Source organism: Microbacterium sp. NPDC097977, from assembly GCF_040302605.1.
In the GTDB taxonomy this organism is placed as follows: domain Bacteria; phylum Actinomycetota; class Actinomycetes; order Actinomycetales; family Microbacteriaceae; genus Microbacterium.
In genome coordinates this window covers 34916-49479 of the sequence record NZ_JBEOUR010000018.1, presented here as the reverse complement: position 1 = coordinate 49479, position 14564 = coordinate 34916, and the positions used below count along the sequence as shown (strand labels likewise).

Sequence of the window (14564 nt, the reverse complement as noted above, 5' to 3'; positions counted from 1 at the left end):
ATCGCCCACACCTTCGCCGAGATCCTGTCGCAGGCGGGGGCGTGGGGACTCAGTTTCGAGCTGGCCGATCCGGTGCGAGCCGGCGCCTACCAGGGATCATAGCCTTCGCGGCCTGTCTGCTGACGCTGTGGCACGTGGGGGCGTCGTTCCTGTGGATCGCGCCGTACTCGGCACTGCGGGAGATCCCGACGCAGCAGGTGCTGTCCGGGTACATGCTGCCGATGTTCGGTCAGTCGTGGAGCGTCTTCGCCCCCGAGCCGATCAACGGCGACTACCACTTCAACGTCCGAGCCGTCATCGAGAAGGACGGCGAGCAGGTCGAGACCGGCTGGGTGAGCGCGACCGACGTCGAGCTCTCGATGATCCGGTACAACCTCTTCCCGCCCCGAGCCGGCATCCAGTCGAGCGAGGTCGCCAGCGGTCAGATGAACGCCTTCAACAAGCTGAACGCCGATCAGAAGGCCGTCGTCGCGCTGGACTTCGCGGAGGGCGACGGGGAGGAGTGGATGGTCCGCTCCTTCGACGAGCTCGAGGGCGACAACCCGTCGACCGAGGCGTACATGGCCGAGGAACACCTCTCCACCGCCTACGCCACCCAGGTCGCCTACGCGATCTGGGGCGCGGATGCCGTGATCAAGGTGCAGTACCGGGTGAGCCGCCAGAACGTCGTCCCGTACGCGGATCGCAACGACCCCGGCGCCCAGCGACCGGATCCGACGTTCTCCACCACGGGGTGGCGACTCCCTGTAGAAGAGGAAGGGCAGAGCCGCGAGAACTTCGCGAACACCTTCCGCAGCCAGTTCGAGAGGACCCAGCCGTGAGCGCACCGACCAGGACCGCGTCCTCCACGGCGAAGACGAAGAAGAAGGCGCCGGCGACCAAGGGGGCGGCATCGACGCGGGCCACGATCACCGCGCCCGCGACCGCGCCCGTCGCTCCCGCCCCCGCTCCGACGGCTCCCGAGCCGACGGCCCCGTCGCCGTCCGGCGCTCCGGACGGAACGCCGCCCCGGTCCTTCCTCACCCGCCTGCTGAGCTTCGCCTCGTCGATGATCGCCGGACTCTGGGCGATGGTGCTCTCGGCCATCGATCGCATCTCGGCCTTCGTCGGCGACTGGCTCTCCTCCGGCAAGAAGGCCCTGTACGGGCTCGCCGTCACCCGCATCCTGTTCGGCGTCACCGCGCTCGGCCTGCTGGCCGCGAACTTCGGCACGCGTCTCTACACGTTCGGATCGGGATCGGCCTGGAACGGCGAGCTCGCCGACCCCGTGAGCGAGTTCCCGAAGATCTGGGTGTTCAGCGCGTTCCACGCGGCGATGGGCAACGACGTCCTCTATACCGCGCTGTATCTGCTGCTCGGCGTGCTCGCGGTGCTGTTCGTGCTGGGCTGGCGGTTCCGCATCGTGCTGCCGGTCTTCTTCTGCCTGTGGATCGGCTTCGTCGAGGCCAACGACATGGTCGGCGACCAGGGCGACAACATGTTCCGCATCGCGCTGCTGCTGCTGTTCTTCGCCGATCCCGCCGCGCGGTGGTCGCTGGATGCGAAGCGCCGGGCGAAGAGCGGCGAGTGGTTCAGACCGAACAGTCAGCCGGCGCTGCTGGGCACGGTGTTCCACAACCTCGCCCTCGTCGCCCTCACCGCGCAGGTGTGCTTCGTGTACGCCTCGGGCGCGCTGTACAAGGCGGGCGGCGCTCCGTGGGAAGAGGGGTACGCGGTCTACAACCCGCTGCAGACCGCGCGGTTCGGCACCTGGCCGGTGCTCAGCGATCTCGTGACGTCGTGGGGACCGATGGTCGTCGCGGCGACCTGGGGGTCGATCATCCTGCAGGTGGCCTTCCCGCTCATGCTGCTGACCCGACCGACGCGTCTGATCGGGCTCGTCGGCATCCTCTCCTTCCACATCGGCATCGGCGTGCTCATGGGGCTGCCGTGGTTCTCGCTCACGATGATCGCGATCGACTCGATCTTCATCCGCGACCGCACCTGGGCGCGCCTGAGCTCGGGCACCCGGCGGCGATGGGAGCAGACGAGGACCTCGCCTCCACCCGGAGCATCTGTGGGCTGACCACAATCGTGTCGGTCCACAGGATCGGTACGACTTGGAGGATGGGTACAGGCGACTTCTTCGGATGTTGTCGCAGACCTACCATGAAGGCACCCCTACTTCCCTCTGAGAGGAACGCTCATGGTCGACGCCGCCGTCCGTCCGAAGACGACCCGCCCTCATTCCCGCACCAGCGACGCGAATCTGCGCATCGACGTCGCCCGCGTCACCGATCTGCTGATGGGCACCTGGGCGGACACCCGCCGCGAGGCGCGAGAGATGATCAAGGACTCGGCGTTCTGGCGCGACGACGCACTGGGCAAGGACGAGCACCGCGAGCGCGTGCTCGGCCAGCTGCACCTTCTGGTGGAGAAGAAGGCTGTGCACCGCGCGTTCCCCAAGGCGCTGGGCGGCGAGGAGAACAACGGCGGCAACATCGCGGGCTTCGAGGAGCTCGTCGTCGCCGACCCCAGCCTGCAGATCAAGTCGGGCGTGCAGTGGGGGCTCTTCGGCTCGGCCATCCTGCAGCTCGGCACGGCCGAGCACCACGCGAAGTGGCTGCCCGGTGTCATGGATCTCTCGATTCCCGGCGCCTTCGCGATGACCGAGATCGGCCACGGGTCCGATGTCGCCGCGGTGGGGACGACCGCGACGTACGACCCCGCGACCGAGGAGTTCGTGATCAACACACCCTTCCGGGGCGCCACGAAGGAGTACCTCGGCAACGCGGCGCTGCACGGCATCGCCGCGACCGTGTTCGCGCAGCTGATCACGAACGGCGTCAATCACGGCGTGCACTGCTTCTACGTGCCGCTTCGCGGTGACGACGGCAACGACCTCCCCGGTATCGGGCGCGAGGACGACGGCCTCAAGGGCGGCCTCAACGGCATCGACAACGGACGCCTGAGCTTCGACCACATCCGCATCCCCCGCACGAACCTGCTGAACAAGTACGGTGACGTGGCTGCCGACGGCACGTACTCGAGCGCGATCGACAGTCCAGGTCGCCGCTTCTTCACGATGCTGGGCACGCTGGTGCAGGGACGGGTGTCGCTGGACGGTGCGGCCTGCTGGGCCTCTGCTCTCGGACTGGACATCGCGATCACCTACGCCACCCAGCGTCGTCAGTTCGACGGCGCCGACGGGCAGGAGGTCGTGCTGCTCGACTACGGCAAGCACCAGAGGCGCCTGTTCCCGCGTCTGGCGACGACCTATGCGCAGATCTTCGCGCACGACGAGTTCCTGCAGAAGTTCGACGGCGTGTTCTCGGGCCGCATCGACACCCCCGAGGACCGCGAGGATCTCGAGACGCTCGCCGCAGCCCTCAAGCCGCTGTCGACCTGGCATGCCCTCGACACGCTGCAGGAGGCGCGCGAGGCCTGCGGCGGTGCCGGCTTCATGTTCGAGAACCGCCTCGTCGGACTCCGCGCCGACCTCGACATCTACGTGACGTTCGAGGGCGACAACAACGTGCTCCTGCAGCTGGTCGGCAAGCGTCTGCTGACCGACTACGCCCGGCAGTTCACCGGCAAGGATGCCGCTGCCCTGGCCAAGTTCGCCGTCGGGATGACCGCGGGCAAGCTGTTCCACGGCGCCGGCCTCCGCCAGTTCGGGCAGTCGGTCGTCGACCTCGGGCAGGTCTCGCGGTCGGTCGAGAACGGGCTGCGCGAGGAGCAGCAGCATCAGCTGCTCGCCGAGCGCGTGCAGCAGATGGTGGCCGACATCGCCGGCCGGCTGCGCCCTGCGGGCAAGGACAAGGCGCTGGGTGAGCGGCTGTTCAACGAGAACCAGGCCGAGCTGATCGAGGCGGCGCGGGCCCACGGTGAGCTGCTGCAGTGGGAGGCGTTCACCGACGCCCTGCGGCGCATCGAGGATGCCGACACCAAGAAGGTGCTCACCTGGCTGCGCGATCTGTTCGGGCTGCAGCTCATCGAGAAGCACCTCGCCTGGCACCTCATCAACGGTCGGCTGTCGACGCAGCGCGCCGCCGCGGTCTCTCGCTACATCGACCGCCTGTGCACGCGCCTGCGTCCGCACGCTCTCGACCTCGTCGGCGCGTTCGGCTACGAGCCGGAGCACGTGCGCGCACCGATCGCCTCGGGTGCCGAGCGCCGGCGTCAGGACGAGGCGCGTGAGTACTACGCCGCGCTCGCGGCATCCGGCGAGGCTCCGGTGCTGGAGAAGACGCTGAAGAAGAACGCCAGACGCTGACCTCGGGTCAGGAGCGCGTTCACAATTCAGCAGGAACGGCCCCGCACCTCGTGTGCGGGGTCGTTCCTGCAGCCGGGGCCGATGTTCGTGCGGAATCGCGCACGCGGGCCGGTGGCCGAGCTGAGTGACCGGGTCCGAGCTTCCTGCCCTGATGTCCGTGTCAGGCCGGTGGGTACGTCGCGGGTGTGGTCGCGGTAGGTGGGTACGTCGCGGGTGGGTACGTCGCAGGTGCGGAGGGGGCCTGTTCCGATCGCCGCGACTGCGCGCGCACCCGCAGGAGCACCGCGGTGAATGCGAGATACAGCACACCCGCCGCGGCCCCGCCTGCGTAGAGCAGCATGCTCGGTACGACGGTGTTCAGCGGGCGGGGCAGCTGGAACAGCATCGGCACCGTGGCATCGGGAGCGGCGATGAGAGCGACGCCGACGGCCAGCAGCGCCACCGCCGGCAGGATCAGCGCGAACGGCGACCAGCGGGTCAGAAGGACGCCCGCCACGACGAGCACCGTGCCGGCGACGACCGCTCCCGCGGCCCCCGGACGGATGTCGAACTGGAACCGCTGCAGGGCGAAGAGCGTGCCGTCGGCGATGCCCCAGGCGATCGCCCCCGCGCCGGCGACCAGCAGCAGCGGTGAGGCGATGAGGCCGATCCCCCCCAGGACTCCGCTCTTCGGGCGCGGGTCCCGGCGCACCAGCGCCAGCACCAGCCCCATGGCTCCGAGAGAGGCGAGCACGATGAGGGGCACGCCGTACAGAAGGCCGTCGCCCCACTCCCGTGGAGTCACCCGATAGAGCCATGACAGCGTCACGGGGAGGACCGCGACGACGAGAGGGCCGATGCTCGACAGGCCGACGACGATCAGGCCGGCGGAACTCCGGATGCCGGTGAGCGCGACCAGCACGAGCAGCGCGAGCCCGAGCGCCTGCAGCAGCACGGGGCCGATGAGCGGCGTCACGTCGCCGTCGAAGCCGTAGGCGAGGAGCGTGAGATTCATCGTCTGCCCGCCGACGGAGAGCAGGATCAGGGCGATCGGAGTGAGCACGAGAGCCACCACGATCGTGAGCAGGCGTGCGGTCGACGATGATGTGCGCATGGACTTCCCCTCCGGAGCCGTAGCACCACGGTACCGATACCCACGTCGGGATCGACACAGGTTCGGCCCGTAAGGTCGATGGGTTCTACCCGAATCCACCCGAGGAGCCCGTGATGACCCGTGTCCACGCTTACGCCGCACCCAGCGAAGCCGCACCGCTCGAGAAGACCGTCATCGAGAGGAGGGAGCTCGGTGCCCACGACATCCTGATCGACATCGCCTTCGCCGGCATCTGCCACTCCGACATCCACACGGTCCGCGGCGACTGGGGCCCGCAGAGCTATCCGCTCGCACCTGGTCACGAGATCGCGGGAACCGTCGCCGCCGTCGGCTCCGACGTGACCAGGCACTCCGTCGGCGACCGCGTCGGCGTGGGATGCCTCGTCAACTCCTGCGGCGAGTGCCGCAACTGCGAGCGCGGCGACGAGCAGTTCTGCTCCCGAGGCGCCGTCTTCACCTACGGCAGCACCGATCGTGACGGCTCGATCACGCAGGGCGGCTACTCGGAGCAGGTCGTCGTGACCGAGTCGTTCGCCGTCCGCATCCCTGACGCTCTCGCGCTCGATGTCGCCGCTCCGCTGCTCTGCGCGGGCATCACGACCTACTCGCCGCTTCGTCACTGGAACGTCGGACCCGGCTCGCGCGTCGCCGTCGTGGGTCTCGGCGGTCTCGGCCACATGGCCGTGCAGATCGCCCATGCCCTGGGCGCCGAGGTGACGGTGCTGTCGCAGACCCTGAACAAGAAGGATGACGGACTGCGCCTCGGCGCCGACCACTACTACGCGACGAGCGACCCCGAGACCTTCGCGTCGCTGGGCGGCTCGTTCGACGTGATCCTCAACACCGTGAGCGCGGTCGTCGACCTGCGCGCCTACCTCGGGCTGCTCGATGTGGGCGGCTCGATGGTCTGCGTGGGGGCGCCCGCCGAACCGCTGCCCGTGCAGGTGATGTCGCTGATCGGCGGTCGCCGTTCGCTCGCCGGCTCCAACATCGGCGGCATCCGCGAGACGCAGGAGATGCTCGACTTCTGTGCCGAGCACGGCATCGCCTCGGAGATCGAGGTCATCACCGCCGCGCAGATCAACGAGGCGTACGACCGCGTGCTCGCCTCCGACGTGCGCTACCGCTTCGTGATCGACGCCTCGACGTTCGCGGACTGACCGCAGCGCCTTCCCGGCGCCCGCCGCGTTCTGGCTGACTGTGCCCCGGTCGTCGGACGGGATGACGGCATCCGGCCCGCCACCCGTGACTTCTTCAGCCATCCGGTTCGATATGAAGGAGGGGAGCGGGTCGGCATGCCGGAGCCGACCCGCAGCATGTCCGCCGTCGCCGATAGCGTGAGCGCATGACCTCCCTGATCACCGCACCCGATGGCCGCGCTCGCTGTGCCTGGGTGGGAGACGACCCCGAGTACGTCCGCTACCACGACGAAGAGTGGGGCACGCCACTGCACGGCGACCGTCCGCTGTTCGAGAAGATGTCGCTCGAGGGCTTTCAGGCGGGCCTCTCGTGGATCACCATCCTGCGCAAGCGTCCTCGCTTCCGCGAGGTCTTCGCGGGCTTCGACGTCGATACGGTGGCGGAGTTCGACGACTCCGATGTCGAGCGGCTCATGGGCGATGCCGGCATCATCCGCAACCGGGCCAAGGTGCTGGCGACCATCGGCAACGCCCAGATCGTGCGCACCATGGCCGAAGGAGAACTCGACCGACTCATGTGGTCGTTCGCGCCGTACCCCTCGGGCACCCGGCCGGCGGCCCTGTCGGACGTTCCGCCCGTCACCCCTGAATCCACCGCGATGAGCAAGGAGCTGCGTCGCCGCGGCTTCCGGTTCGTCGGACCCACCACCATGTACGCCCTCATGCAGTCGAGCGGAATGGTCGACGACCATGTGGAGGGATGCTGGCGGGCATGACCGGGGCGTGACGTGCGGGCACCACCGGGGCGTGACGCGCGGTCATGATCAGCGCTCCCCGCACACCGCCCGCGGGAAGGTGACAGAGGCGGTGTGGGCGACCCCTCGACTATGATCCGATGGGGGGATGCGCGCACTCTGCTGACGCGGCACGGCGTTCTCTCGCTGTCTGTTCACTTCGGGAGGGAAGCGCATGGCCAAGCGCACCATGTCTGCGCCACCGGTGCTCTCCGGTTACAGCTACGTCCGGCCGCTGGGCTCGGGCGGTTTCGCCGACGTCTTCCTCTACGAACAGGATCTCCCTCGACGTGTCTCGGCCGTCAAGGTGCTTCTCGCCGACGCCGTGAACCCCGAGATCCTCCGCACCTTCAACGCGGAGGCGGACATCTCCGCCCGTCTCAGCGCGCACCCCGCGATCGTGACGATCTACCAGGCCTCGATCTCGTCCGACGGTCGTCCGTACATCGCCATGGAGTACTGCCCCGACAACATGAGCGCCCGCTACAAGCGGGGCCCGCTGCCGGTCGCCGACGTTCTCGACACCGGCGTGCGCATCGCCGGTGCGCTCGAGACCGTGCACCGTGCCGGGCTCCTGCATCGCGACATCAAACCCTCCAACATCCTCGTCAGCTCGCTCGGCAGCCCGGTGCTCGCCGACTTCGGCATCGCCGCGGCCGTGCTCGACGAGGGCGAGTCCGACACCATCGCGATGTCTGTGCCGTGGAGCGCCCCCGAGGTGCTGCAGGAGAAGGTGTCGGGATCCGTGGCCAGCGAGATCTGGAGCCTCGCAGCCACCCTCTACACGCTGTTCGCCGGCCGTACGCCGTTCGAGGTCGACGACCGGTCGCAGAACTCCCGCGACCGCCTGACCCGCCGCATCGTGAAGGCGCAGTACACGCCCGTCCCCGTCGCCGGGTTCCCCCGCGGAGTCGACGAGATCCTCTCCACCGCGATGCAGCGCGATCCCGAGCGCCGGTTCGCGTCGATGACCGAATTCGCCGAGCGTCTGCGCTGGGCGCAGTACGAGCTGCGCATCGCCCCCACCGCCTTCGAAGCGGCATCCGCCGACTGGGCGGCGGCCTCGCCCGTCGACTTCTCCGACGCCGCCTCCCGCGGCCCCGTCGTCACCACCGTCGACCCCGCCTCGCGCCGCGCCGCGCGTGCGGCCGCGAAGGGAACAGGTCCGCGTGAGGTCGACGCGCAGCCGGCCCCGAAGCGGGAGCGCTCGCCTCTCGTCTCAGGACTCATCGGCGCCGGAATCGGCATGGTCGCGCTCGGCGCGGTCGGGGTCACCGTGCTGATGCTGACCGGAGTGATCTGATGGCGATCGGTGACCGCAGCAGAACCGCGACGCCGCCGCCCTCCCGTCGACGGCTGATCGCATCGATCGCCGGTGTCGCCGCCCTCGCGACCGTGGTCGCGGTGGCCGTCACCGCCCAGGGCTACGAATCGCAGGAGGTGCCCCGCCTCGAGTCGTCGGTCTGGGTGCTCCGGGATTCGGGCCAGTACGCGCGCGTCAACACCGAGCTCGCCGAGATCGACACCGTGCGCAACGTCGACGCGCCCGACGCCGTCTGGCAGAGCGGCGCGGAGGCGGTGCTCTACAGCCAGGGCTCCCGTCAGCGGTGGGATCTCGACGCCGCGGCACCTCAGAACCTCCTCGCCGATGCCGGCGAGGAGGGCACCGCGTCGGCCTCGGAGCCGACCCCCGCCGGCACCAGGGAGATCGTCTCGGCCGGCCCCTACGTCGCGTACCGCTCCGACACCGGGCAGGTCTCGGTCTCCACCCTCAGCGCAGGCGCGTCGACGGCACTCGTCGACCCCTTCGCCGAGGTCGAGGTCGAAGAGGGCGAGGACAGGCCCACCTACACCGCGGATGCGATCGGCCTGTCGCCGGACGGCATCCTCGCGCTGTACTCCGGTGACGAGGGCGCGGTGCGCCGCTTCGACATCGACGAGTACGCGTTCATCGGCGACGCGCAGGCGATCGACTCGGCGCCCGAGGCCGGAACCGACGTCACCATGACCGTCGTGGGCGACCGCTGGGCGCTGCTGCAACCGGGCGACGGACAGCTGTGGACGGGCGGGGGAGAGCCGCAGAGTCTCGACATCGCCGACGACGCCATCCTCCAGGCAGGCTCCGCCGACGCGGAGAACCTGCTCATCGCCGATTCCGACGGCCTGGTCTCGGTGCCGCTCGGAGGCGGCGAGGCGACACGCACGGTGGAGGCATCCGGCGTTCCCGCTGTTCCCACCTTCGCCGGCGGGCAGGCCTATGCGGCCTGGCTCGACACCGGCTCCGGAACCCTCTGGGCCGACGGCGACACCGTCGATCTCACCGTGCCGGACAAGGCTCTGGAGTCCGGGTCGATCCGGCCGGTGTTCCGCAGCAACGGCGATCGTGCGGTGCTCTCCGAGGTGGGGACGGGGCTGATCTGGACGGCTCCGGAAGGTCGCCTCATCCCGCTGGACCAGTGGGCGGTCGAGAAGGAGACCGAGCAGGAGGAGGGCACGGTCGTCGTCGAGGACATCGCCGAGCAGATGCCACCGGTCGCCGTCGATGACGCGTTCGGCGTGCGCAGCGGCCAGCAGGTCATCCTGCCCGTGCTCTACAACGACCACGACCCGAACCGCAAGGACGTGCTGTCGGTCGACGCGGCATCGCTCAGCGGCCTCTCGAATCCCGACTTCGGTGATGTGTCGCTCGTCGCGGACGGGCAGTCCCTCGTCATCACCGTTCGCGCGGCATCGGGGCAGGCCAGTTTCAGCTACGCGGTCACCGACGGATCCGCCGTGTCGGAACCCGCGACCGTGACGCTCACGGTCGTCGATCCCGCGTCGAACTCCGCTCCCGTCTGGTGCGGTGTCGAGGCGTGTCAGCAGGAATGGCCGACCCCGCAGCTGCTGCCGGGAGGCAGCACGATCGTCGCGGCGCTGTCGGGCTGGGTCGACCCCGAGGGCGACCCCTTCGTGCTCAGCGACGCCTACGAGACCGACGCGGCGGCGCCCGTCATGGTCGTGCCCATGGACGACGGCCGCGTCGCGATCCGCCACACCGACCCGAACGCCTCCGACGCCGTGATCTCCGTGACGGTCGTCGTCCAGGACGCGCAGGGCGCCACGGCCGAGAAGGTCCTCGACGTGCAGGTGACCGCCAACCCCGCACTCGTCGCGGCCCCCGTGGCGCTGAACGCGCTCGTGGGCGAGCCGCAGTCGATCGAGGTCGCGGATCACCTCTCCGGCGGATCCGGCTCCTACCGGCTGCTCGATGCCGTGCAGACGTCGGCCTCCGCCGACGGCCTCGAGGTGGCACCGAACACGGCAGCAGGCACGGTCGAGCTCACGGTCGCCCAGCCGGGTCAGTACGTCGTCACCTACACCGCGCAGGACGCGGTGACTCAGGCCGAGCGCTCCGCCGTGATCCGCGTCACCGCCGTCGACGGATCCACCGCTCTCGCGATGGCGCCCCTCACCGCCTTCGTCCGCGAGGGCCAGGACACCACGGTGGACGTCCTCCGCGGGGTGCAGAACAACACCGGTCGCGTGCTGCTGGTCTCCGGCGTCGAGAGCTCGACCTCCCTGCTCAACGTGGGAGTCGTGGGCAACGAGAGCATCCGCGTCAGCGGCACGACCGCCGACGGAGAGCCCGGCGTCATCGGCTCGGCATCCGTCACGATCGCCGACGGTGCGGGAGGCGCCGTGAAGGGCACGGTCACGGTGTTCCTCACCTCGCCGTCGACCGTCACCAGGCCCATCGTGTTCGCCGACGCCATCACGGTGCGCGCGGGGTCCCTCTCGCGCATCGCGGTCACGGCCAACGACGTCGCGCCCCGCGGCGAGCCTCTTCTCGTGCTGCCGGAGGTGACCGGATCGGACCAGCCCGACGAGCTCGTCTTCGCCGACGGCAACGCGCTGCGCTACCTCGCCCCGAAGACCCCCGGCACGTACCGGCTCACCTACTCCGTCGCGCTCGAGCGCAACCCCTCGCTGTCCGACAACGGCACGGTGCTCGTGACCGTCGTCCCGTCGGGCACCAACCGCGCCCCGACGCCGATCACGCTCGAGGGGCGAGTGCTCAGCGGCCAGACGGTCTCGCTCAAGGTTCCGCCGACGGGGATGGACGCCGACGGCGACAGGGTCTCCCTCGCCGGTGTCGCGCAGCCGGGCTCGGGCAAGGGCACCGTGACCATCTCGCCCTCGGGCGACGCGATCGTGTACCGCGCCCCGGCGGGCGGAGTCGGCGACGGCCAGGTCAGCTTCGACTACACGGTCAGAGACACGCAGGGAGATCAGGGAACCGGCACCGTGCGGATCGGCGTCCTCGACGCCGCGATCGACGACACGGCCCCTGTCACGTTCAGCGACTACGTGCGCGTGCGCGTCGACTCGTCCACGCCGATCGTGCTCGATCCGCGTGCCAACGACATCGATCCCGCCCAGGGCGAACTCGAGCTCGTCGAGCTCATCCCGAATGCGCCGACGGCGCCGGGCAATCCCCTCTACGAGCGCCTCGACCGGCTGATCGACGATCAGACGTCGCTGGACGACGGCCGCGTCGTGCTGCAGGCCGGAGACACCGCCGGCACGAACTCGTACATCTACACCGTGCAGTCCACACGCACCGGAAGCACCTCGCAGGGCCTCATCGTCGTCACCGTCACAGAAGACGACGTCGCCGACCAGCCGACGGTCACCGACACGGTGCTCACCGCCCGCGACAGGGCAGAGCTCTCCAGCGGCGGGATCGACGTCGTGACCGATCGGGTCCGGTGGACCTCGGGCGACATCGGCGAGCTCACGCTCAGCCTCTGGGGCGACCAGCCGGGATTCTCCGTGTCCGGCGACCGGATCACGGGTCAGGCTCCCCCCGAGGGCGCCCTCGTCCCGTTCACGCTCAGCGGCACCGTCGGCGGGCGCGACATCGTGGGGCACGGCTTCCTGCACATCCCGGCGTTCGACGACCTCCGGGTGCAGACCCGCCCCGGTGCCGAGCCCGTCGTGGTCGACGAGGAGTCCACGGTGCAGTTCGACGTCGGCGACTACGTCGACCTCTCGAGCTCCGATCCCTTCGACGTCGGCACCGACCTGAGCGCGCAGCGGGCCTCGGCGATCTGCTCGGCGACCGGCAAGACCGGCACATACCAGTCCGGCACCGGCGCCCCGTGGTCCGACACCTGTCTCGTTCCGGTCCGGCTCAAGGGTCAGCAGAGCTGGTCGTACATCGAGGTGCCGATCAGCATCCGCCCCGCGGCGCCGCAGGTGAACCTCGCGCCCATCGCGCAGACCATCGCGCCCGGCGCCGCCGCGACGATCGACCTCTACTCGGGAATGGTCTCCTGGGAGGGCGGCCGCTCGGGCGATCCCTCGACGCTCCAGTACGGCATCGACTACTCGGGATCCGCGTTCACGGTCACCCGCGACGGCGCCAATCTGACAGTCGAGGCGCGAGCCGACGCGCAGCCCGGCACGCGCGAGGAGATCGCGGTGAGCGTGGCGGAGTACGGCGGCGCATCGTCGGCGATCCGTCTCGTCGTCGGCATCGCCCCGCCCGACGCCCCGCGGGGCGCGACCTTCACCCAGCAGTGCATCGTCACCACCCCCGGGTGCTCGGTCGAGGCCGTCGGCATCGCCGGCGAGTACGACCCGTTCCAGGGCAAGGTGGGTGCCGGTCTCACCCTCACCTCGATCGGTGCCGGAGCGCGGTGCGACGTCGCCAGCGTCACCGTCGCCGGCAACTCCCTGGCCGTGAGCTGGCCCGGCGGCGGAAACGCTCCCGGCGGTCAGTGCATCATCCCGTTCGTCGTCAGCGACGCACAGGGACGAACCGGCACGGGCACCATGACGCTCGACCTGCAGGGCATCTCGCAGCCGCCCGCGAGCGTGACGACCGCGGCGTACACCCGCACCACCGTCACACTCGACGTGCCTCTCGGCGAGGCCGCGCGCGCGCATCCCGCAGTGACCGGCGTGACGATCCTCCGAGACGGAGCGCCCTCGAATGCGGCGTGCACGCCGAACGCCGGGTTCTACCGCTGCACGGTGAGCGGTCTCGTGAACGGCGAGCCGCACGCGTACACGGCGGTCGCGGTGAACGCGGTCGGCTCGTCGACCCCGACCTCGGCCCACACGACGTGGGCGTATGCGGCCCCGGAGATCTCCGGCGCGGCCGCCGCGCCCGTGTACCGCGCCGGTGTCACGACGACGTCGCAGGGCGTCGCATCGCTGTCGATCACCGCCGGCGACGACGCGGCCTCGTTCCGCATCGAGGGCTCGGGGCAGGTCATCCCGCGATCCGGAGCCACCACCACGGTCGATGTCACGCTCCCCCCTGGTGCTCAGACCATCACGATCGTCCCGATCAGCCAGTTCCAGCCTCCGACAGGCGGCGGCAACGAGGGCGGCGCCTATCAGGCCTCGGTCACCGTCGCCGGAGCGCCGATCATCGGCTCGGGCACGGCGGCGGCCGCGTCCTCGAACTCGTCGATCGCGGTGAGCGGCCCGACGTCGGCGAACGGCAACGGCAGCGCGCGCCCGATCACCATGAAGTACCTCGCGTGGCGTTCGGGCACCGCGACGTGCACGGCGAACCCCGACGGCACGATCTCCGCGAACGCGGAGCGCGTCTCGGACACGCCCACCCTCTCCGATCTCGAGGCGTACAGCACCTACAACGTCAAGGTGTGCGCGTCGAACGGCTACGGCGTCGCCGAGTCGTCGCCGACGTCGGTCTTCGTCTTCGAATCGATCGGGGGCCCGGGGGGAGATCTGACCTGGGCCGTGTCCAACACGTACACGCAGATCGGCAACCGGTACTCCTACGTGCTCGCCAAGTCCCCGACGGTCGAGGCGCAGCCCAACTTCGCCCCGCAGTTCCGGGTGTACGGCAGCTGGGAGGGCAGCTTCTCGCTGTCCCCCAATTCCGCGCCGTCCAATGCCAAGGCGCGGACGTGTCATCAGACCTTCACCTGGGCCTGCTCGCCGGAGGTGGCACTCACCCCGGCGTCAGGCAGCGCCCCGACGACGGTCTCCGTCGACTTCGCGCCGTGCGTACCCGCCCAGCCGCAGAACGCGGCGACGATCTCGACGGCGGCGAACGGTTCGGCGAACATCACCGCGAAGCCGATCCAGACCGACCCCCTCCAGCCCCGGCGCTACGAGGTCACGATCTCGTGGAAGGGCGCGTTCTCCATGCTGCAGCCCATCACGCGCACGATGGACGGCTGCCCGGTGCCCTGATGCGCGTGCGAAACCCCTGCCCGCCCCACGAAGAAGGACGACGATGACCCCGCCGGTTCGAACCC

Annotated in this window: 8 protein-coding genes; 7 read left to right on the top strand and 1 reads right to left on the bottom strand. The window is 69.8% G+C overall.

Going from position 1 to position 14564, the window contains the following annotated elements; translation table 11 throughout:
• Nucleotides 1–134: 134 nt before the first annotated feature.
• The 3 genes from ABTZ43_RS06525 to ABTZ43_RS06515 all read left to right on the top strand — a co-directional run bounded on the left by ABTZ43_RS06525 (nt 135) and on the right by ABTZ43_RS06515 (nt 4255).
• Nucleotides 135–821, top strand: a complete 687-nt coding sequence (locus tag ABTZ43_RS06525) for a DUF5819 family protein (RefSeq protein ID WP_350538238.1) — start codon at nt 135–137, stop codon at nt 819–821.
• Nucleotides 818–2065, top strand: a complete 1248-nt coding sequence (locus tag ABTZ43_RS06520) for an HTTM domain-containing protein (RefSeq protein WP_350538237.1) — start codon at nt 818–820, stop codon at nt 2063–2065. The genes ABTZ43_RS06525 and ABTZ43_RS06520 overlap by 4 nt, the downstream gene beginning before the upstream one ends.
• Nucleotides 2066–2185: 120 nt before the next feature.
• Nucleotides 2186–4255 (top strand): acyl-CoA dehydrogenase family protein, encoded by a 2070-nt coding sequence (locus tag ABTZ43_RS06515; protein WP_350538236.1) that lies wholly within the window; start codon nt 2186–2188, stop codon nt 4253–4255.
• A 160-nt stretch (nt 4256–4415) separates the two neighbouring features.
• Here ABTZ43_RS06515 and ABTZ43_RS06510 read toward each other — a convergent pair whose 3' ends face one another.
• Nucleotides 4416–5348, bottom strand: coding sequence for a hypothetical protein (locus ABTZ43_RS06510; protein WP_350538235.1), 933 nt, complete (start codon nt 5346–5348; stop codon nt 4416–4418).
• Nucleotides 5349–5461: 113 nt separating this feature from the next.
• Between ABTZ43_RS06510 and ABTZ43_RS06505 the strand changes: the two genes are divergently transcribed.
• From ABTZ43_RS06505 to ABTZ43_RS06490, 4 genes are all read left to right on the top strand, one after another.
• A complete protein-coding gene (locus ABTZ43_RS06505) occupies nt 5462–6508 on the top strand; it encodes an NAD(P)-dependent alcohol dehydrogenase (protein ID WP_045255011.1) in 1047 nt (348 codons plus the stop codon).
• Between the two features lie 185 nt (nt 6509–6693).
• Nucleotides 6694–7263, top strand: a complete 570-nt coding sequence (locus tag ABTZ43_RS06500; protein ID WP_350538234.1) for a DNA-3-methyladenine glycosylase I — start codon at nt 6694–6696, stop codon at nt 7261–7263.
• Nucleotides 7264–7456: 193 nt separating this feature from the next.
• Nucleotides 7457–8584, top strand: coding sequence for a serine/threonine-protein kinase (locus ABTZ43_RS06495; protein WP_350538233.1), 1128 nt, complete (start codon nt 7457–7459; stop codon nt 8582–8584).
• The gene (locus ABTZ43_RS06490; protein ID WP_350538232.1) at nt 8584–14499 is read left to right on the top strand and encodes an Ig-like domain-containing protein; all 5916 of its coding nucleotides are present in this window, start codon (nt 8584–8586) and stop codon (nt 14497–14499) included. Before ABTZ43_RS06495 ends, ABTZ43_RS06490 begins: the two co-directional genes overlap by 1 nt.
• Nucleotides 14500–14564: the final 65 nt, after the last annotated feature.